This window comes from Pseudomonas sp. NFACC56-3, from assembly GCF_900100025.1.
GTDB lineage: Bacteria > Pseudomonadota > Gammaproteobacteria > Pseudomonadales > Pseudomonadaceae > Aquipseudomonas > Aquipseudomonas fluorescens_AA.
Genome location: NZ_FMTK01000007.1, coordinates 84,365 through 104,492 on the forward strand (window position 1 = coordinate 84,365; position 20,128 = coordinate 104,492).

The window sequence follows — 20,128 nt, forward strand, 5'->3', positions numbered from 1 at the left end:
AGCTATTCCCTTGGAGAAAGTCATGAGTAATCAACCAGAGCTCTTTGCACGCCTCGCAGCTGAAAGTGCAATTCATCGCCTACATGCCACTTACATCCATCGTCTCGACAGCGGAGATTTCGCTGGTGTGGCCGAGGTACTTCAGCATGCGGTGATCCATGTTCTTGGCAACGAAGCATCCTCGTTAGAGGGGCTGTTGGGGTTCTTCGAAGCGGGCCTTCAGGTTCATGCCGACGGCACGCCCCGCACGTGGCATTCGATTACCAATGTCCTGATCGACGTCTCTCCTTCGGGTGATGAAGCCACTTCGGTAAGCTATTACACGGTGCATCAACAACTCGACGGTTTTCCGTTGCAGCCCATTTGCGCCGGCAAGTACCTCGACCAGTTCGAGCTGCATGATGGGGAATGGCGATTCACTCGTCGCGAGGTGACTTTGCGCTTTGCCGGCGACCTACAGCACCACGTCAAGGGTCCTCAAAGCGAAGCGGCAGCGCAGCCTGCGTAAAAGCAGCCTCGACTCATGCCCGTCTTGGCTGAATGGGCGGGCATGAGACCAGTAGTCACATCCTGGTCGGCATTGAGCGCGAAAACCAGAGTGCCTATTTGGCAAATGCAACAAGCACGAGTCCATTGAGGAATTACAAAGTGAACGACAAACGACAAGCGTTGGTCACCGGCGCAAACAAAGGGATCGGTCTGGCCATCGCCCAAGGGCTCGCTAAAGCTGGTTTTTTTATATGGATTGGCGCACGTGATCGTCTCCGGGGAGAGCAGGCCGTGGCTCAGTTGCGTGGTGAGGGACTCTGCGCAGGACTGCTTGAGTTAGACGTGGCAGACGAGGCGAGCGTACAGCGTGCCGCCGCGGAACTTGCCTGCAAGATTACTGCGCTGGATATTCTCGTTAACAACGCAGGGATCGCGGTCGACATGACTAAAGCGCCCAGTGAGGTGCGGATGGAGGATATGAAAGCTGTTTACGAGGTAAATCTGTTCGGGCCTGTTCGTGTTACACAAGCGTTCTTACCGCTATTGAAAGCTGCTGGTCAAGCCCGGATCGTAATGATGAGCAGCGGAGTTGGTTCCTTGGCATTGATCACCGATCCGACCTCGATCTACTCCACCGTTAATCTCCTCGACTACACCTCTTCCAAAGTCGCACTCAATGCTGTAACGGTTTCCTTCTCAAAGGAATTGGAGCCGCTTGGTATTAAAGTGAACGCAGTTGAGCCTGGGCACGTCCGGACTGATCTCAATGGCAACTCAGGCACTTTGTCCCCTGAAGAGGGGGCGGCTACAGCCATCAAGATGGCGTTACTTGGTTCTGACGGCCCTACCGGTGGATTTTTTGGAAGTCACGGTCGGCAGCCTTGGTAGTTCAAGTGATGGCCACGCGCTTGCGCATGGATCATTGATGCGCCCCCTACTGGAGAGATACGAGCATCCGCTTCCGCCCCCAAAGTGGACGCCCTAGAACGGTAGGACAGTCTCCTCTCTCTGCCCAATCAAATCTCAAGCGCGGCTTTAACAGTAAGCACGTAGGGGGCTGAGCTGAATACGAATGGGCCAATGCCAGGGATTATGCGAGGTTCTTCTCGCTCATGTAGTCAGAATGCCCACCGTCGGTCACCAGAGTTTCCAGTAAAGAACGCTCGTCGACCCCATCCCCAAGGCCGCGACATCCGGTATCCTGCGCCTCTGGAACACCATCCCGGCCCGAGGCGTTCCAATCGTCATCCCGGCCTCTCGAACAGTCTGCAAAGCAACGCAACAGGAGGCATGCATGTTGATAGGACATCGGTTCGAGCGCACCGCGCAGGGTGATCTGCATATCCACTCGCGCAACCGGGTGCAGAGCGCATTCGTGCTGGTGGTAGGCGCGCTAGCCTTCATCTTGCCGATGGCGTTCGCCGTGTTCGTGATCGTTGATGGGGCCTCGTTGATGGCTGAGGTGGATCCACTGTCCGCTCTATTAATGGTGCTGCTGTGGCTGCTGATTCCTGCCCTTGGCCTGCTGCTGGTGGTGTACACCGGCGTCCACGAGACGTTGGTCTTGTCGCGGGTCGACGGTGAAGGCAAGCGCCTGACCCGTAACCTTTTCGGGCGCCGGGAGCGTGTGCAATCGGCCTTCCGGATCGATGCTGCCAAATCCCTCGAACTGCGCCGCCTCCCGCAGGCTGGGCGAGCTCGTACCCAGCTGTGGCTGATACTGCGCGATGGCACCGCGCACCGCCTGACCACCGACAACGTTCCGGTGGTGCCGGGCAGTCAACGCACGGACCTGTGGCTGCGGGAGCTGGCCGACTACCTGGGCGTGACGCTGCCCACTGAGGTCGTCGAGGGGGCGGCGCCGGTTGTGAAGGTGCCCTATAGGCCAACTCCGGCCCCTACCAGCGGCAAGGTGGTAAGGGCAGCCCGTCAGCGCCGGGAAAAGGGTGACGCTGCTGCGCCTGAGCCGACCGAGAAACTGGGCGTGCCCGCGCGTGCCTTGCTCACGCTGTTGGGCGCCTTCTTTGCGGTGCTGGAACTGACTAACGTCATGTCCTTGGTGCCGGCCATTTTTACCGGACGGCTGCGCGTCAGTGGCTTTCGAACGGGCTCGACGACGTTCTACTGGGCCGAGCAGCCGCTGAGCTTTTCCTTCAACTTGCTGGTGGGGATCGCCGAGGGCCTGATCATCGGCTTTATTGCCTGGGGTTGCCTGCGCGTGGCGATCCAGGGGCGCATGAATGCCAAGCCTTAAGGGCAGCGTCTAAGGAAACAGGAGTTGGGAACGATGTTGCTTCGAGTATTGGCAGAACCCAGCCTCGCCGAGGGCACTTGGTTGAATGAACGCTGCCTGGGTTTTCTGGAGAAAGCGGTGGCCGAGCTGATGAGGGGAGGCTCATTGACCATAGGGGGTATTGCGCTGATGCTTGCGCAGGCGGCGCCATCGAATGGGCGCGGCCTGCCAGGTTCTTGATCGGGTCAGTCGATTCACACAACCGAGGGGGTATTCATGCCTGTGACTGTTCGGGTTGCAATGGCGGACGACGCACAACACCTGTCCGCCATCGAGGCGTCCGCCGTCCTGGCGTTCCGCAGCATTGATGAGCTGAGCTGGGTGGCGCAGTCGCCGCCGATGTCCGTCGAGCGACATCGCCAGCTCATTGCGTTATCGACGTGCTGGGTTGCCCTCGATGACGAAAGCAGGCCACAAGGATTTCTCAGTGCCGAGCGCTGCGGTGAGGCTCTTCATATCCATGAGGTGTCTGTCGCACTGTCCTGGCAGGGCCAGGGCTTGGGGCGGCGGCTGATAGAAGTTGCGCAGGACTATGCCCGCTCCAACGGACTGCGTTTGATCACCCTCACGACATTCATCGACGTGCCCTGGAACGCCCCGTTTTATGCCAGCATGGGTTTCCAGGCTAAAGCCACCCAAGACCTGGAACCGCGACTGGCGACCATATTGAATGCCGAATACCAACGTGGATATGCTCCGGGCAGCCGTTGTGCAATGGTCTGGTCAGTCACTTGAATACGATTTTTTTAACATCTGCAACGGAGACAAGCATGGAGCGGGACAGCGCCTACATCACCACGACGCAAGCGCTGGAAAGCCTCTACGGCCCCGTCGCGGCACCCTCGATCCTCAAGGAAGTCGACCATATCCATCCGGTTTACCAGCCCTTCATCGAGGCTGCATCCTTTGTGATCCTCGCTTCCTCAGGCCCCGGAGGGCTGGATGCGTCTCCGAGGGGCGACGCGCCGGGGTTCGTTCATGTCCATGACAGCAAGACGCTGTATCTGCCCGACCGCCGCGGCAACAACCGTATCGATTCGCTGCGAAACATCGTCGAGGATCCCCGGGTCGCGCTGCTTTTTCTCGTGCCCGGCGTGGGGGAAACCTTGCGCGTGAATGGCACGGCCAGGATATCCGTCGAGCCAGCCCTGTTGTCCCGCTTCGCAGTAAAAGGGCAACTCCCTCGAACCGTTCTGGAAGTCACCGTAACCAGTGTTTATTTCCAGTGCAGCAGGGCAGTGGTCAGGGCGGGATTGTGGGACGTGAAGCGGCAGATCGAGCGCAGTGCACTGCCTACGGCGGGCGAGGTGTTCAAACGTATCTGCCCATCGCAGGTCGATGGCGACGCTTATGACAAGGCTCTGCCGGAGCGTGTTGCCAATACGCTTTACTGACGGTGTTATAGAACACTTCAATACCCAGTCCCGAGAAGCCCTGGGTATTGCAGTTGTTGTCGATAAGCCGAGGCGCAGTTCCCCGTAAGATCATTTATTTGAAATGACGTCACTCATGTATTGATGGAGATCGCGCAGGTCCCTGACGCTCCAAGGGTGCGGTGGGATCTTCACGCCATTTTCCTGCAAGGTCCTTGGAATCAGGTTTCCATTTGGGCGAAGTATGATTGAAGAGACAATCACACCCGGGTAATCGGTCAGTCGTTTCTTGAAGGCGGGTGTCGTAAGGTCAGGGGTTGGCGGGTTGCTTTTCCTGGCCAACGGCCCTGTTCCCTTGATGTCCGCGCCATGGCATACGGCGCATCGCTGAAGATAGAGCGTTTTCCCATTGGCGTTGTCCGCGAAGGACGCTGACGCTTGTATGCATGACAGGATGCCGAGTAGAGCGACGGATGATGTTTTGATGTTCATGTGACCGGTACAACTGAGTTGAATGACTGACGCAATCTTTCAATCACTTGGTCAATTGACGGCCCCTGAATGGTTGGCGGCGTCGTGCTCTCCCCAAACTCCCGCCAAATGAACAACGTCAGCTCCGCGCCATCGGTCAATGTCTGGGCATTCCCTTGACTCCCAAAACTCTCCAGCAGCCTGTACCGCGTATCTTTCCAGAATAACGCCTCGACCCAGTCGTACACCGGGATGAAATGGAAGTGGATCGGGTAGCGGGGATCGTGGCCGAATCGGCTGATGTACAGCCATTTGGGGTTGAGCTGTGTTTCAAGGACCCTCTGGATGTGTGCCATCAGGCCACCCAGCTCCGCTAACGCCGACGCGGGCAATTGGGCCAATGAGTTCACGTGAGCTTTGGCGCCGAGCATGAGGTAGCCGGGCAGGGCAGAGGCCAAGTGATGGTTGACTGTCCAATGGTTCGTTTCATGGAGGATAAACGGTGGTGCTGGTTCCAAAGCTGACTCCCTGTCGTAGTGCGGTTAGGACCGATCCTTCAACTATGTAACATTTTTCAGCCGTGCGCTGACAGGCAAGATTGATGAGAACCTGTGGAGAGGGAGCTTGCTTCCGCTGGCCGCGAAGCGGCCCTTCGAACAAGCCCTGGGAGTTGACGGGATACTCGGTGTTGGCAGGTTTCAGGACTGCTTCGCAGTCCAGCGGGAGCAAGCTCCCTCGCCACGGAGGGCGGTGGACCGAGTTGTCAGCTTTAGGGCAGCTTCGCGCCCCAACGGGGATAAATCCCCTCGTCACCAGGATAAAAGGAGGGCTGATTTATTTGCTTGATAGTAGTTCCGCTCCCTTATCGATCCTCCTTTTGTTATTTGTACTGCCAGCACTGGGCAGGCTTGGAGGTCTTTACGATGCGGCAGGCTTGACCGTAGCTGATTTTCTCGCAGCAGGTTTTGCGTCTGGTTTAGCCGCCGGTACGGCTGGTTTTTTCGCGGCGGATTTTGCTGTAGGTTTTGATGCGGCGACCGGTGGTTTTCCAACTTTTGAAGTCGCAGCTTTGGAAGCCACTGCTAATGTTGCAATCGGTTGTACCGTGAGTTCCACACCCATCGCGGTCATCAATTTCCTGATAGTTTCAAACCGCGTTTTTGCTCCAGATTTCAGCACCTTATAAAGGCTTTCACGGTTAACTCCGGCATCTTTGGCGACTTTATTGACACCTTTGGCTTTTGCGACCTCGGCCAAAGCATGAATAAGGCTCTCCGTATCATCGGTTTTCATACTTTCAGCCAAATAAGCCGCTATGGCTTCTGGGGTATCGAGAAAGCGCGAAGCCTCGTAACGAGTCGTACCGGCAGTGCTGAGGCTAAGGACCGGCATATTCCCAGGGTTGAATTTGTCGCTCATGTCATTTACCTCTCAGGGCATCAAGAATCACTTTGGCTCTCTTATGCCTCGTCTTTGATCTGTTTTATCGCTTCCGCTGAGCATCAAGTACTCTGCGATTCCCGAGCGTACAAAGCAGATTCTGTACCCCGGCCCGATAAAAACACGCATTTCGCTCACCCCATCGCCAATCGGTTCGCAATCACCAAAATTGCCATTTCGGGCGCGATCCAGGCGGGCCAAGATGGCCGCTTTTCCTTGAGTATCCTTCACACTGTCAAGCCAATCCTCAAAATCGGGCGTCTGGTGGATCTCGTACATTTTCTTATCGATCATAGTCTCACTTGTAGCCATATGGCTACTCCTGATGGATGGGAGATTGACTGCAGATCATGGTTCTTTTCATCGAACATGAAGCCGACGGTGTCGCTCCGGCTGGCAGTAGGTGCAGGGAAGCGGGAGGGGAGTCGATGCCGGTGATGGGGAGGTATCTCTGCATGGGATTGCTCCAGTTGGTTTAGGAGGCTGATCCGATACGCAGGTCGCCAAACCCGGTCGCTTTTGGGGCGACGGGAATGACTTTAGATTTGTGCAACCAAGGCGGACAAGGTGAGGGATTCCGAGAGCTTCGTAAGAATCGTGAGACTTCCATTTGGAAACGAACCGACGATCTCAGGTTCCGTAGGAACAGTCGGATCACGCCGGTTTCAGCAGATCTCGTAGTGCGGTTAGGACCCTTCTTTAGCGGTGTAACATTTTTCAGTTTGTGCGCTGACAGGGAAGGTTAATGAGAACCTGTGGCGAGGGAGCTTGCTTCCGCTGGCCGCGAAGCGGCCCTTCGAACAAACCCTGAGATTTGGCTTGGTACACAGGTTTTCAGGACTGCTTCGCAGTCCAACGGGAGCAAGCTCCCTCGCCACGGGGTTTTGTGTTGGGCGGTGGACCGAGTTGTCGGCTTTTAGGGCCGCTTCGCGCCCCAACGGGGATAAATCCCCTCGCCACAAGAATGTGGTCAGTGGGATACCGCCAACCCAATGGTTTTTGTGGCGGTTGCGGCTACCCTTCGAACTCCGTCTTCAACATCGTCAAAAACGCTTCCCTGGCAGGATGCCGGCCAGCGTTTTCATGCCAGTAGAAAAGGTTATCGATGCCCGTCAGCTCAGGGAATTCATACCCTATCCAGCCAGCACCATGACGGTATTGCTCATAGATCCCACGAGGCACCAGCGAGATGCCGGCACCGGCACTGACGCAGCCGACAATGGCGCCATAACTGGCGATGCTGATGATCGGTTGCACTTGGTCATGGCGCAGCAACCACTGCTCCAGGGCAAGGCGGTACGGACAGCCCGGGGGCCACATGAAGATGGCCTTGCCTTGCAGGTCGGCGGCGTTGCGTAAGGGGCCGTGGGATTCGGAGGCGATGAGCATCAGGTCTTCGCGGTACATCACGGCGCGCTTGAGCCCCGGCCGCTCCACATCGACCGCCACGATCACACCGTCGAGCCGGTGGCGCTGGGTATCGTCCAGCAACTGCGCCCAGGTCCCCGTGCTCAGCTCCAGCGACACCTGAGGATACTGCGCGTGGTATTTGGCCAGTAACTGCGGCAGGCGCCCCGTGGCGCTGGATTCGATGGCGCCTATGCGTAGCGGTCCGCTTGGCGTGTGGCTGGGGTTTACCGCGCGGCGGGCTTCTTCCGTCAGGCCGAGGATTTTTGTCGCGTACCCCAGGAACACCTCGCCCGCTGGGCTGATCCGCAAGCCGCGACCTTCACGAAAAAACAACGGTGTACCCAACTCCCGTTCCAGGGATTTGAGCCGTGCCGTGATGTTGGACGGCACGCAGTGCAGCACTTCGGCGGCGCGGGCGATGCTGCCGGTGTCGCAGACGGTCTTGAGCATGCGCAGTTGGGACAGGTCCATAACTCACCCAAAGTGAATAGTTGGCTGAGTTTAAGTCACTTGTATTGAGGGTGGGTGGTTTTGATACTGCGTAAATAGACCAGGCGCTCAGTGCGCAGGAACTCTGAATGGAAACCCGTTGTGTGCCGTTTGAAGGCTTGAAGAACCCCAGCAGACCCCGCGTAAAAGTGATCCTGGCGACGATGTTCGTGATTCTTTGCTGGGCCTATTCGCCAATTGGTATTCGCATCGGCTTGCAGGCCTACGAACCGGGTCAACTGGCATTGGTACGGTTTCTCATCGCTTCGGTGTTCATGGCCGTCGTCGCGATGGCGAAGGGTATTGCCTGGCCACGTCTCGGGGATTGGCCGTTGCTGGCGGTGTTGGGTTTCTTTGCCGTGAGTCTGCACCACATCGCTCTCAATTACGGGCAGCGGGGTGTCAGCGCTGGGGCGGCCAGTGTCCTGGCCCAGTCCACCCCTCTGTTCAGTACGTTGCTGGCGCATTCTGTCTTCAAGGAAAGAGTTGGCGCTTGGCAATGGGGCTGTGTCCTGTGCGGCTTGCTTGGCGCTGCCATAGTCGTCACGGGGGATCGAGGCTTGGGTGACATGGACGCCCGTGGGCTATTGATCCTGCTGGCGGCGCTGTCCTGGAGTGTGTATTTCGCTTTGCAGAAGCGCCATACCCATCGCTACGACGGCTTGACCCTGGTTTGTTACACCGTCTGGTCGGGCACACTCCTTTTGTTCATTTTCGCGCCGGGCATGTTGAGCGCGGCACGACAGGCTACGGCGTCGGTGAAGCTGGCGGTGTTGGTTCTCGGTATTTTTCCCAGCGCGCTGGCATACCTTGCTTGGGCCTACGTGCTGGCGCACAGCAACGTGAGCCGCGCTTCCATGGCGCTTTACCTGATACCGCCCACGGCGATGTCGATGGCTTCTTTGGTGTTGGCCGAGCGCCCGTCAATGATGGTGATTGTCGGGGCGGTGATTGTGTTGATGAGCGTGCTGGCGTTGAGTGTTGGGCCGAGTAATGGGGCAAAAGCCAGCTGATGCTGTCGCGGAGGGAGGCAATGAGGTTGGACGTTGTAGCGGCGCAGTTACGCCTACAACTTTTTCCATCCGCGTCCATCGGTCGTGCGGTAGGTTCCTCCCGTGGCACAGCACCCGCCGGCCCCAAACGCCATTTTCCCCAACTCAACCGTCACCCCATCCTCTCCCTTGCTCAGCGACTGCCGCGCGCAATGGGTGAAAAAAGGGTAGGGCTCCGTTTCCAGCACCACGGTCCAGGCCATGTCTTTTGCCGACTGGCCCTCGATCCTGTAAACCGCGCAATTGTGGACAACCAGGTGAACAGACTGCCCCGCAAGCGGGCCCTTGAAGACGAGCTCGGGTGGTGCGTCGAGCAGGGCGGTTTTTAGCGGGTCCGGCTCTGAACCGTACTCGCAGGCCGCAAGCGTGCACATGGCGAGAACCAGGCCTGTCATCCGGATACGTTGCCGCATTATTTTTTGACCGAGTAATCCTGTCCCCACACCCGTACGGTGCTGACCGGCTCGTTCATGCCTTCAAACACGAACTTCTGGCGTACGGCGGTTTTCGGCGGGATGGTGACTTCATCCGGGTTGTCCAGGCCGGTGAGGCGGTTGGCGTAACCTGCTTGGTCAATGGCCAGCAGCACGCCCGTCTGGCCGAGGTTGATCAGGCGCAGTTGGGTGTCGGTGCTGTTTTTGAAGCCGAGGGTGACGCTGACGTTTTCGTCGCTGGGCTCAAGCTTCAGCACCTCGATGGCGATGCGGTCTTTCATTTGTTCGCCGGAGGCAACGATCGCGGCGCCGTCGGTGCCCTGCACCGATTCACGGCCATCGAGCACGCCTTCGCTGACGCCGCCCAACAGGTTCTTGCCCGCGGTAATGAAGCTTGAGACGGCTGCCTTGGTCGAGTCCTTGATGAGGCTGCCGTCGGTTGGCTCGCCTTCGGCGAAGCACAGCGAGCTGAGCAAAAGGCTGGAGACGAAGAGGGTGGAGCGTGACGGCAGAAGGTTCATACCTGAGTCCTTGAGGGGGGCAGCGACATCGCCCGGCAACAGGGCGAACGGCAATGATAGCCGTGATCATGGGCCGCTAGCGATCTGCTTCCTTGAGTTTTTCCGACATCTTCACCAGCGTTGCCAACGAGTCCGCATCCATCTTGCGCATCAACGACCCGCGGCGCACTTTCACGGTCACCTCGCTCAAGCCCAGTCGGGCGGCCACCTGCTTGTTCAACAGCCCTGACACGACCAGGTCCATCACCTCGCGTTCGCCGTCAGTCAACGCGTCATGCCGACGTTTCAACGCGTCGACACTCGCCGCGGCCTTGCGCCGTTCCTGGTCGCGGTTCAGGCCCAGGGTGATTGCATCGAGCAGGTCCTGTTCGCGGAATGGCTTGGTCAGGAACTCCAGCGCTCCGGCCTTCATGGCTTTGACGGACATGGGAATGTCGCCATGGGCGGTGATGAACACCACCGGGACCTGAATATTCAAACGCGCCATTTCCTGTTGGAAATCCAACCCACTCAGGCCCGGCATGCGCACGTCGAGGATCAGGCACGCCGGGACGTCCGGTCGTTCGGCATCCATGAATTCACGGGTCGAGCCGAAGGCCATGCTCGCCAGGCCCACGGAGGCCAGCAAGTCTTGCAGTGAGGCCCGCACCGATGGGTCGTCGTCGACGATGAAGACCCTCGAGTCGGGCTGGTCTTGCATGTCAGTTTGGCTCATCGGATTCCCTTGTGACGGCGGGCAGCGTGAAGTGAAAGGTCGAACCTGACGGCGAATGACTGGTGGCCCAGAGTCGTCCGTCATGGGCCTCGATGATCGAGCGGCTGATGGCCAGGCCCATCCCCATGCCGTCCTGCTTGGTGCTGTAGAAGGCGTCGAACACCCGTTCACGGTCGCTGGCCGGCAAGCCATTGCCTTGGTCGGATACCGAAAAGAGCAGTTGCCCAGGCGATTCGAGCGTCACCTGAAACTGCAGAATCCGCTGCTCGACGTCAACCTGACGCATGGCGTCGAGTGCGTTCATCGCCAGGTTCAGGATCACTTGCTGGATCTGCACTTCGTCCGCCAGCATCGGCGGCAGTCCGTCCTGGACCTGCACCTGCACAGTGATGTTCTGCTCGTTCAGCTCGCCCGTCATCAAGCGCAACGCGGCATGGACCGTGTCGGCCACGTTCAGCCACTGCTTCGTCGGTGCTTGATGCCGGGCCATGCCGCGCAACCGAGCGATGATATCGCTGGCCCGGTGGGTGTCGGCGATGATCCGCTCCACCGCCTGCCGGGCCTTGGGCAGGTTGGGCGGCTCGGTCGCCATCCAGCGCAGGCAGGCACCGCCGCTGGCGGCCACGGCAGCCAGGGGCTGGTTGACTTCGTGGGCGATCGAGGCGGCGAGTTCGCCGAGCATGTTGATACGCGCGATGTGCGCCAGGTGGGCGCGCGTCTGGTGCACCGTGCGCACGGCGGCCGAGAGCCGCAGCGCCAGGTACGTCGTGCCGGCGATGGCCGCCAGGCTGATCAGCACATTGATCAGTCCGGCCTCGGTGTCGCCAAAACGCGTCAGCCGATAGCTCAGGATCGTCAGGACCATGCAGATCAGCGCGACCCCGGCCACGGCGCGTGCCGGCAGGATTCTCACCGCGATCAGCACCACCACGATCTGGAAGACCCCGACCGCGATTTCCAGGTCGGTGACCGTATCGATCGCCGCGATGCCGAGGGCCAACCCCAGCAGGAGCAGCAGGCGCAGGGTCAGTTGGGTTCTTCTCATTGAATGTCCATCGCGCATTGCTCCAATGACCGATCCACGCAGTTTATACCGCAGCACCTCAGGATGGATTGTCCAGGCTGAACTGATCGGCCACTTCGTCATAGGCGAACAACTCGGCGTAGCGTCCCCATTGCGTGACACAGTCCAGCGTAATAGCGGCATCGTGCTCGGACATGAAATCTTCCAGTTGGTCACGGAAACGCCTGGCCGGTGCGGTGCGGGTGGGGCGGTCGTCCAGCACCCGGCGCACATGCCCCACCAACGGCACATATTTAAGCAGGTGTCGGGCAAACAGGTGCTTGCGCTCATCCACCGCTGACTCGGCGTAGCGCAGCCCGGCCGGCAGGAGGGTGATGTGGCCGTCCTGCAGGTCGGCCAGGCGCAGGAGCTGCAACACCTCGGCGACGGGCAAAAGATCACTGGCGGTGTAGCGCAATGCGTCGGCGAGCTCGCGTAAATCCGCTTGGCCGGCAAATGGCTGATCCTGCACCGCTTCGATCAGCCCGGCCAGGGCATTGCTGGAAATCGACGGCAGGACCATGCCCACGCCACTGCCTGCAAAGCTCTCCTGGCGTGCGGAACCGACATTCGCGCCGCCGGCCATCTGCACGTAAATGTGTTCGACCAAGGCTTGGAACGCCGGGTCGGCGCGATTGCGCGGCTGGCTGAGGTCCACGGCGATCTCACTCATGACCCGACCCGGGTTGGAGGAAAAAATCAGTATCCGGTCACACATCAGTACGGCTTCTTCGATGTTATGGGTGACCATCAGGATCGACCTGATCGGCATGCGCCCCTCACGCCACAACTCCAGCAGATCGGTGCGCAGCGTTTCGGCGGTCAATACGTCCAAGGCGGAAAACGGCTCGTCCATCAACAACACATCCGGATTGACCACCAGTGCGCGGGCCAAGCCGACGCGCTGGCGCATGCCGCCTGACAGTTCCTTGGGGAAGGCGCTTTCGAAGCCGTCGAGGCCGATCATATCGATGGCGGCCAGCGCCCGCCGCCGTCGCTCAGGCGCCGCCACGCCTAAGGCTTCGAGGCCGATCTCGACGTTTTGCAGCACCGTCAGCCAGGGGAACAGGGCGAAGCTCTGGAACACCATGCGCACCGAACTCGCCAGTCCTTGGGCATTGGGCGGAAAATCCACCACCCCCGTGGTGGGCGAAATCAGGCCGGCGATGGAGCGCAACAAGGTCGATTTGCCGGAGCCCGAACGCCCCAGCAGGCCGACGATTTCGCCTTCGTCCAAGCGCATGCAGACATTGTCCAGGACCCGGCGCTCGGCACCGCCGCCCGTGCCGTAGACATGGCCGACTTGCTGCACATCCACCAGGCAGCGTTTGTCTATCACTTGCATGAGATTCCCCTCAATCAATTCGAAGCCGACGTTCGGCGAAACCGTACAGCGGGCGCCACAGCAACCGGTTGAAACCGACCACGAAAATCGACATGACCACGACGCCCAGCGCCACCCGATGCAGATCCCCGGCCGTGGTGGCCTGGGCGATATAGGCACCCAAGCCGGATGCATACAGATGCTGATCACCCCAGGACACCGCCTCGGCGACGATGCTGGCGTTCCATGAGCCACCCGCTGCCGTGAGGGCGCCGGTGATGTAGTAAGGGAAGACGCCCGGCAGCGCGACCTGGCGCCACCACTGCCAGCCGCGTACGTGGAAGCTGCGCGCCGCCTCGCGCAGATCCGTCGGCAGGGCGCTGGCACCGGCAATCACGTTGAACAGGATGTACCACTGGGTGCCCAGGATCATCAGCGGCGAGAGCCAGACATCGGGGTCGAGTTTCAGGGCGACGATGGCGATCACCGCAAACGGAAACAGCACGTTGGCGGGGAAGGCCGCCAGCAATTGCGCGACGGGTTGCAGGCGTTCGGCCCAGCGCGGGTTCAAGCCGATCCAGACGCCGATGGGCACCCACAATACGCTGGCCAATACGATGAGCACGCTGACTCGCAACAGGGTGGCCAGGCCCAGGCCGAAGGTACTGGCGACGTCGTCCCAGCCCAAGGTGCTGCCAATGAAACGCGACAGGTGCAGGATGCCGGCGATGCAGGCCGCGGCGACCAGGGCGAGCCAAGCCAGGTCGGCGGCGCGGCTGACGCGGGGGCTGGTCTTGAAGCGGATGGACGGTAGCCGAGGGATCTTTTCCAGAAACAACGACGCCTTGATGCTGCCCAGCGCCAGCAGCACCAAGGGCACCAGGCGAGTCGAGCGCAGCAGGTCATAGACCCTGGACCGTGGGCGTTTCTGGGAGGCGGTCTGTTCAAAGCGGAATTTGTCCGCCCAGGCGACAATCGGCCGGAAAAACAGCAGGTCATAGGCAATGATCACCCCAACCATGGTCAGCACCGCCCAAGCGATCGCGGCGATGTTTTGCTGCTCGATCGCCAGCGCCAGCCATGAACCGATGCCCGGCAGGCTGACGGTGGTGTCGCCGACGGTAATGGCTTCGGACGCGACGACGAAAAACCAGCCGCCGGACATCGACATCATCATGTTCCACACCAGGCCCGGCGTGGCGAACGGTAGCTCCAACCTGACAAAACGTTGCCATGGCGAAAACGAGAACTGTCGGCTGACGTCGTAGAGATCGTTGGGCACGGTTCTCAGCGATTGATAGAAACTGAAGGTCATGTTCCAGACTTGGCTGGTGAAGATGGCGAAGATCGCCGCGCACTCCACGCCGGTCTCCTTGCCCGGGAACAGTCCCATGAAGAACACAACGGTAAAAGTGAGAAAGCCCAGGACTGGCACGGATTGGAGAATATCCAGCGCCGGCAGGATAAGCATTGCCGCCTTGCGACTTTTGGCTGCCAAGGTGGCAATGACCAGGGAAAAAACCAATGAAACGAACAAGGCGATGAACATGCGCAACGTGGTGCGCAAGGCATATTCCGGCAGGTGCACCAGCTCCAGGGACAGTGGCGAAGCGTCCAGCACACCGAGGGGCTGGTTCATCTGATCCAGGCCATGGAATACAAAGGCAGCCAAGAGCACCAGCAGGCCCAATAGCGCCATGTCGGCGCGCCAGGAGTGGGCGGGGAGTTGTCCTCTGTTTTTGAAGGGCGTCAATGCGGGTGCAAGGAATGAAGGGCGCATGGATCACCTCTTTAACTAAGCTTTGGAATCAGGGCTGCGACCACACTGGCGATCATCGGAAGTCATGAAGTTGAAGCGCACTTGAACGGTGGCGTTAAATGCCCGGCAAGATTAAGTGCTGCCCGGGTCGATGACCACGCTGACTTGGGACATGAAAATATACGTTGGTATATCCGTTCCCTTCGGTGAGAGAACTCTGCGGCAGGGCTTTATCTTTTGTTGCTCGCTGAAATTGTGCGAGGAGGGTAGGAGGGTGTTCGTCTGATCCGTATTTTCCTGCGTCAGGTGCCTCTGTAATGAGCCCGGGCCCGGCCCCAGAATAACCACGCGGCCAGCCTATCGAGCTGCCCGTGTGCTGCTTTTTTTTGGTCCAGGAGTGCTCATGGCGAAGATGGCGATTTTTCTAGGTGGGTTTTTGGCACTGACGCTTTTGATCGGCGTGCTGGCGACGATTTCGCCCGTATAGGCACAGGCTGCTGAAGCTTCTGTGACGAGGGATCGCGCCTCGCCACAACTCCACTGTGGGAGCGAGCTTGCTCGCGATAGCGGTGGTACAGCTTGCATCCATGTTGAATGGTCCGCCGCTATCGCGAGCAAGCTCGCTCCCACAGGTTTTGATTGCCTTTTTTATCTGTTACCGATGCAAGATCACCTGCGCAATGTCCTGCAACCCCATCACCCGCTGCGCAGCATTGAGTTTGATCGCTTCCTTGGGCATGCCGAAGACCACGCAACTGGCTTCGTCCTGGGCCACAGTGGCGGCGCCGGCGTCGAGCATTTCCTTCAGGCCGCGGGCGCCGTCGTCGCCCATGCCGGTCATGATGATGCCGGTGGCGTTGCGGCCGGCGAATTTGGCGACTGAGCGAAACAATACATCCACCGAGGGGCGATGGCGGTTGACCAACGGACCGTCCACCACTTGCACATGGTAGAACGCGCCGCTACGGGTCACCATCATGTGTTTGCCGCCCGGGGCGATGAGCGCCAGGCCCGGGTGGATGCGGTCGTTGTTACGGGCTTCGCGCACTTCGATCTGGCACAGGCTGTTGAGCCGGGCAGCGAACGAGGCGGTGAATTTTTCCGGCATGTGCTGGACGATGACGATCCCCGGACAGACCCGTGGCAAGGCGGTGAGCACCGCTTCCAGGGCCTGGGTGCCGCCGGTAGAGGTGCCCAGGGCGACGATGCGTTCGGTGGTCTGCGCCATGGCATGGCCGTTGGCGGCGGGCAGCATGGCGTCGGCGGTGAGTTTGGTCGCCGGTGTCAGCGTCGTCGGGGCGGGACGCTTGCCGAGGTTGCGCACGTTGACCTGGGCGGCGGCACGGATCGCCGACACCAATTCCGGCGCCGACTCCAACAGAAAGTTCTTCAGCCCGGTGGTGGGCTTGGTGATGATTTCCACCGCACCGGCGGCCATCGCCTGCAACGTCGTTTCCGCGCCCCGGGGCGTCAGGGACGAACAGATCACCACCGGGGTGGGGCGTTCGCTCATGATTTTCTTCAGGAAGGTGATGCCGTCCATGCGCGGCATTTCCACGTCCAGCACGATCACGTCGGGCCATTCCTTGGCCAGTTTATCCATGGCGAAAATCGGGTCGGACGCCGCGCCCATGACGTGGATGTCCGGTGTCTCGCTGAGAATCGCCAATAACACCTGGCGAACCACGGCAGAGTCATCCACCAGCAGTACATTGATCTTTTTTGACATGGTCAGTGCCGGGTCCTTATGGGGTGGTGCCTGACCCACACATCGCCACTGCACAGGTCGAAGATGATGCTGCGGTGGCCAGTGCTGCCCATGTCCTGGGCGATCAGGTCGAGGCGGTAGAGGGCGGCCATTTCCAGCGCGGCGTTGACGTTCAGTCGCGCCACATCGCCGTAGGGCACATGGCGTTGCAGCTCGGGGAACATCTCCCCGCCGCCGAACAGCTTGAGTTGGTAGTCCTCGGGGTCGGTGTGGTGCGCCCGGGCCTGACGGATGAACAGTTCGATGGCTTCGTCGGCGTAGAGGCCGTTCAGTGTGGTGGAGCAGCGCACTCGACTGGGCAGCATGAAGTGGCACATGGCACCGATCCTGCGTTCGGGGTGCCACAGCGTAATCGCCACGCAAGAGCCAAGAATGGTGCGCAGGCGGGTCGGACAGGTGGCGAAGCGAAACTCCCCTGGCGCCAGGTACTCCTCGGCCACTGCTCTGATGGCGGCGTTCATGGTTTGCGGTAAATCGAGGGCGCCACCAGTTTCAACGCATCGGACACACCGTTGAGACTCTCCGAGTGGCTGACGATGAAATACCCGCCGGGCTTGAGCCGAGGGATCAAGCGGGCGACCACTTTGCTTTTGGTCGGTTGGTCGAAATAGATCATGACGTTGCGCAGGAAGATCACATCGAACTCCCCCAGCTCCGGCAACGTGTCGTTGAGGTTGACCTGGATGAAGTTGACCCGGTTGCGCAACGCCCGGTCGATGAGGAACGTGCCTTGCTGGCTGCCGGTGCCCTTGAGGCAGTATTTCACCAGCAGCGGCTGGGGCAGGGTGCGGGCGCGCTCCATCGGGTAATGCCCGGAGCGCGCCTTGGCCAGCACCTGGCTGCTGATGTCCGAACCGATCACTTCCCAGGGCGTGGTGCCCAGCCCTTCGGCCAGGGTCATGGCCAGGCTATAGGGTTCTTCCCCGGAAGAGCTGGCCGCGCTCCACAGGCGGAAGGTCTTGCCCGGCGTTGCGTGGGGCAGTACGTGTTGGCGCAGGAAATCGAAATGTTTGGGCTCGCGGAAAAAGTAGGTCTCGTTGGTTGTCAGCAGGTCCAGCGCCACTTGTAATTCATCGGTGCGCTGGCCGTTCATGATCAGCTTGAAATACTCGCCGTAGCTGTCCAGCCCATAGTGCTTGAGGCGCTTGAACAGACGCCCGGCCACCAGGGCTTTCTTGGCCTCGGACAGGCTGATGCCGGCGGCCTGGTACAGCCAGGACTGGAACTGGCCGAACTCTCGGTCACTGAGCGCCAGCGCGTTCGCGGGGCGTTCCTTGCAGCTATCGGCGTTCACGGGGCATCCACTTCCAGCGCGTTCGGGCTGGTTTCGGCGAGTTGGGACATTTCGTCGATGGACAACACGCGGTCCACCTCCAGCACGATGACGAACTTGCCATCGACCTTGGCCATGCCACTGATGAAATCGGCCCGGATCTTCGCACCGAAGCTCGGTGGCGGCTCGATCTGCGAAGCCGGGATCTCCAGCACCGCCGACACCGTGTCCACCAGCAGGCCAATGTCCTGGGCTTGGCCGTCGGCACTGGACGCCTCGATGATCACCACGCACGAGCGCCGGCTGATCGCCGAATTCGGCCGGCCGAAACGGGCCGACAGGTCAACGACCGGCACGACCGCGCCCCGCAGGTTGATCACCCCGCGCACGAAGGTTGGCATCATCGGTACCACGGTCAGGTTGCCGTACTCGATGATTTCCTTGATGCACAGGATGCCGATGGCAAACATCTCCGTGCCGAGCATGAACGTCAGGTATTGCGCTTCTTCCTCGACCGCGATGGCGGTCTGACGTGTGGTCGCGATGGCGCCCATTGCTTTTTCTCCTTTAAGCAAGCCAGTGGAACCGGGCCATCAGAACCGGGTGAATTCCGATTCGTCCGGGGCGCTGGCCATGTTGTAGGCAAACGCCTTGGGCATGATCGGTGCCGGTGCCCGCGTCGGTTTGCGGCCGGAGGAGCCGGGGGTGTTATCGACCCTGGCAACTTGCACAGCAGACTTGGGCGGCGTGTCCAAGGTGAAGAAGCTCATGGCCTGTTGCAGCTGTTCGGCCTGGCTGCTCATTTCCTCGGCGGTGGCGGCCAGCTCTTCGCTGCTGGAGGCGTTCTGTTGGGTCACCTGGTTGAGCTGGGTCATGGCGGTGTTGATCTGCGCCACACCGGCGGCCTGCTCTTCGGAGGCGGCGCTGATTTCCTGCACCAGGTCCGAGGTCTTGTTGATCGAGGGGACCATCTCGTTGAGCAGGTTCCCAGCCTTTTCCGCCATATCGACGCTGCTGGAAGACAGCTCGCCGATTTCCTGGGCGGCCACCTGGCTGCGTTCGGCCAGCTTGCGCACTTCGGCGGCGACCACGGCGAAGCCTTTGCCGTGTTCACCGGCGCGGGCCGCCTCGATGGCCGCGTTGAGCGCCAGCAGGTTGGTCTGGTAGGCGATGTCGTCGATGATGCTGATGCGCTGGGCGATTTTCTTCATCGCCACCACGGTCTGCTGCACCGATTCGCCGCCGTCGGTGGCTTCCTTGGCGGCTTTGCTGGCCATGCCATCGGTGACCTTGGCGTTCTCGGTGTTCTGGTTGATGCTGGCGCTCATCTGCTCGATGGACGCACTGGTTTCCTCGACACTGGCCGCCTGCTCGCTGGTGGCCTGGCTCATCGATTGCGCGGTGGCGCTGACTTCTTCGGAAGCACTGGCCAGGTTGTCTGCGGCGTTACGCACTTCGCCAATGATGTGCGAGAGCTTGCCGATCATGTTCTGCATGGCGTTGAGCACCATGCCGGTTTCGTCTTTGGAGCCGCCTTCGATTTTTGCGTTCAGGTTGCCTTCGGCCAATTGCTCGGCGACGGTCGCGGCCTGTTTCAAGGGGCGGGATATGATGCGCGAGATGAACAGCGCCAGGCCCAGGCCCACCAGCAGGGCAGCAATCAGCGCGACGATGATCGACAGGCGCGACTTTTCAAACAGCGCTGCGCCACGCTCGCTGGCGGCGCCAGCGCCGGCGTCATTGAGTTCCACCAGCTTTTGCAGGTCGTTGACCACTAGGTCGAATTGACGCTTGGATTCGCCCTTGAGCAGTGCATGGGCTTGCTCGGTCAGGTTTTGCCGAGACAGCGCAAGCAGGTCCTTGCTTACGGCGAGGTAAGCGGCCCAGTCATTGCGGGTGGTTTCGAACAGCTGGCGATCTTCCGCGTTGGAGAGCAGTTTTTCATAGGTCGCCATGCGGGTTTCAAAACCCTTCTTGGCTTCTTCCGCTTCTTGTTCGACGGCGAGGCGTTCCTGTTCGGAATCGGCGGTAATGTGGCGGTTTTCCTTGAGGCGGTAGTTTGCCCCGTAGAAACGCATGCCCGAGGCCGCACGCATGGAAGGCATCCAGTTTTCCCGGATCTCGACGGTGGTGCTGTTCACCTCGCCCAGTTGGATGATCGCGAACACCCCCATGACGGCTGTCAGGGCCAGCACCACAAGAAATGAAGTGATCAGTTTGGTGGCGATTCTAAGATCGTAGAACCATTTCATTG

22 protein-coding genes and 1 pseudogene are annotated in these 20,128 nt (G+C 60.0%); 7 read left to right on the forward strand and 16 right to left on the reverse strand.

The features are described from left to right. Window positions 1–22: 22 nt before the first annotated feature. From BLO80_RS12525 to BLO80_RS12550, 6 genes are all read left to right on the forward strand, one after another. Entirely contained in the window at window positions 23–508 is a 486-nt protein-coding gene (locus BLO80_RS12525; protein WP_092328115.1) for a nuclear transport factor 2 family protein, read from the forward strand. A 140-nt stretch (window positions 509–648) separates the two neighbouring features. Next, on the forward strand, window positions 649–1,377 hold the full coding sequence (locus BLO80_RS12530; protein ID WP_175459495.1) for an SDR family oxidoreductase: 729 nt from the start codon (window positions 649–651) through the stop codon (window positions 1,375–1,377). 406 nt (window positions 1,378–1,783) lie between these two features. Continuing rightward, entirely contained in the window at window positions 1,784–2,743 is a 960-nt protein-coding gene (locus BLO80_RS12535; RefSeq protein WP_092328112.1) for a hypothetical protein, read from the forward strand. Between the two features lie 33 nt (window positions 2,744–2,776). Beyond that, window positions 2,777–2,962, forward strand: a complete 186-nt coding sequence (locus BLO80_RS12540; RefSeq protein ID WP_092328110.1) for a hypothetical protein — start codon at window positions 2,777–2,779, stop codon at window positions 2,960–2,962. A 36-nt stretch (window positions 2,963–2,998) separates the two neighbouring features. Next, window positions 2,999–3,517 carry a GNAT family N-acetyltransferase gene (locus BLO80_RS12545; RefSeq protein ID WP_092328109.1) on the forward strand — a complete coding sequence of 173 codons (519 nt, stop codon included), beginning with the start codon at window positions 2,999–3,001 and terminating at the stop codon, window positions 3,515–3,517. 35 nt (window positions 3,518–3,552) lie between these two features. Next, window positions 3,553–4,176 carry a pyridoxamine 5'-phosphate oxidase family protein gene (locus BLO80_RS12550; RefSeq protein ID WP_092253996.1) on the forward strand — a complete coding sequence of 208 codons (624 nt, stop codon included), beginning with the start codon at window positions 3,553–3,555 and terminating at the stop codon, window positions 4,174–4,176. 90 nt (window positions 4,177–4,266) lie between these two features. On the opposite strand, the gene BLO80_RS12555 is transcribed toward BLO80_RS12550, so the two are convergent. From BLO80_RS12555 to BLO80_RS12575, 5 genes and pseudogenes are all read right to left on the reverse strand, one after another. Further along, a complete protein-coding gene (locus tag BLO80_RS12555; protein ID WP_092328107.1) occupies window positions 4,267–4,647 on the reverse strand; it encodes a c-type cytochrome in 381 nt (126 codons plus the stop codon). Continuing rightward, on the reverse strand, window positions 4,644–5,144 hold the full coding sequence (locus BLO80_RS12560; RefSeq protein WP_092328106.1) for an HIT family protein: 501 nt from the start codon (window positions 5,142–5,144) through the stop codon (window positions 4,644–4,646). The genes BLO80_RS12555 and BLO80_RS12560 overlap by 4 nt, the downstream gene beginning before the upstream one ends. A gap of 400 nt (window positions 5,145–5,544) precedes the next feature. Beyond that, window positions 5,545–6,045, reverse strand: coding sequence for an addiction module antidote protein (locus BLO80_RS30460; protein ID WP_092328104.1), 501 nt, complete (start codon window positions 6,043–6,045; stop codon window positions 5,545–5,547). A 1-nt stretch (window position 6,046) separates the two neighbouring features. Then, window positions 6,047–6,360: pseudogene (locus BLO80_RS12570) on the reverse strand (type II toxin-antitoxin system RelE/ParE family toxin). A gap of 720 nt (window positions 6,361–7,080) precedes the next feature. Next, window positions 7,081–7,947, reverse strand: coding sequence for a LysR family transcriptional regulator (locus tag BLO80_RS12575; RefSeq protein WP_092328103.1), 867 nt, complete (start codon window positions 7,945–7,947; stop codon window positions 7,081–7,083). Between the two features lie 107 nt (window positions 7,948–8,054). Between BLO80_RS12575 and BLO80_RS12580 the strand changes: the two genes are divergently transcribed. Further along, a complete protein-coding gene (locus tag BLO80_RS12580; protein WP_092328101.1) occupies window positions 8,055–8,978 on the forward strand; it encodes a DMT family transporter in 924 nt (307 codons plus the stop codon). Between the two features lie 53 nt (window positions 8,979–9,031). Here BLO80_RS12580 and BLO80_RS12585 read toward each other — a convergent pair whose 3' ends face one another. The 11 genes from BLO80_RS12585 to BLO80_RS12640 form a co-directional block, all read right to left on the reverse strand. Next, window positions 9,032–9,430 carry a hypothetical protein gene (locus tag BLO80_RS12585; protein WP_218189372.1) on the reverse strand — a complete coding sequence of 133 codons (399 nt, stop codon included), beginning with the start codon at window positions 9,428–9,430 and terminating at the stop codon, window positions 9,032–9,034. Further along, on the reverse strand, window positions 9,430–9,972 hold the full coding sequence (locus BLO80_RS12590) for a hypothetical protein (RefSeq protein ID WP_092328225.1): 543 nt from the start codon (window positions 9,970–9,972) through the stop codon (window positions 9,430–9,432). Before BLO80_RS12590 ends, BLO80_RS12585 begins: the two co-directional genes overlap by 1 nt. Before the next feature lie 76 nt (window positions 9,973–10,048). Beyond that, on the reverse strand, window positions 10,049–10,687 hold the full coding sequence (locus BLO80_RS12595) for a response regulator transcription factor (protein ID WP_092328100.1): 639 nt from the start codon (window positions 10,685–10,687) through the stop codon (window positions 10,049–10,051). Further along, entirely contained in the window at window positions 10,674–11,732 is a 1,059-nt protein-coding gene (locus BLO80_RS12600) for a sensor histidine kinase (RefSeq protein WP_092328098.1), read from the reverse strand. Before BLO80_RS12600 ends, BLO80_RS12595 begins: the two co-directional genes overlap by 14 nt. A gap of 58 nt (window positions 11,733–11,790) precedes the next feature. Continuing rightward, entirely contained in the window at window positions 11,791–13,095 is a 1,305-nt protein-coding gene (locus tag BLO80_RS12605; RefSeq protein ID WP_092328097.1) for an ABC transporter ATP-binding protein, read from the reverse strand. A 10-nt stretch (window positions 13,096–13,105) separates the two neighbouring features. Beyond that, window positions 13,106–14,854, reverse strand: a complete 1,749-nt coding sequence (locus tag BLO80_RS12610) for an ABC transporter permease (protein ID WP_092328095.1) — start codon at window positions 14,852–14,854, stop codon at window positions 13,106–13,108. Between the two features lie 634 nt (window positions 14,855–15,488). Continuing rightward, entirely contained in the window at window positions 15,489–16,562 is a 1,074-nt protein-coding gene (locus tag BLO80_RS12620; protein WP_092328094.1) for a protein-glutamate methylesterase/protein-glutamine glutaminase, read from the reverse strand. 2 nt (window positions 16,563–16,564) lie between these two features. After that, on the reverse strand, window positions 16,565–17,062 hold the full coding sequence (gene cheD / locus BLO80_RS12625; protein ID WP_092328092.1) for a chemoreceptor glutamine deamidase CheD: 498 nt from the start codon (window positions 17,060–17,062) through the stop codon (window positions 16,565–16,567). Beyond that, entirely contained in the window at window positions 17,059–17,895 is an 837-nt protein-coding gene (locus tag BLO80_RS12630) for a CheR family methyltransferase (protein ID WP_072406645.1), read from the reverse strand. Before BLO80_RS12630 ends, cheD begins: the two co-directional genes overlap by 4 nt. Beyond that, entirely contained in the window at window positions 17,892–18,428 is a 537-nt protein-coding gene (locus BLO80_RS12635) for a chemotaxis protein CheW (RefSeq protein ID WP_092328091.1), read from the reverse strand. Before BLO80_RS12635 ends, BLO80_RS12630 begins: the two co-directional genes overlap by 4 nt. A gap of 39 nt (window positions 18,429–18,467) precedes the next feature. Further along, entirely contained in the window at window positions 18,468–20,126 is a 1,659-nt protein-coding gene (locus BLO80_RS12640) for a methyl-accepting chemotaxis protein (RefSeq protein WP_092328089.1), read from the reverse strand. Window positions 20,127–20,128 lie beyond the last annotated feature (2 nt).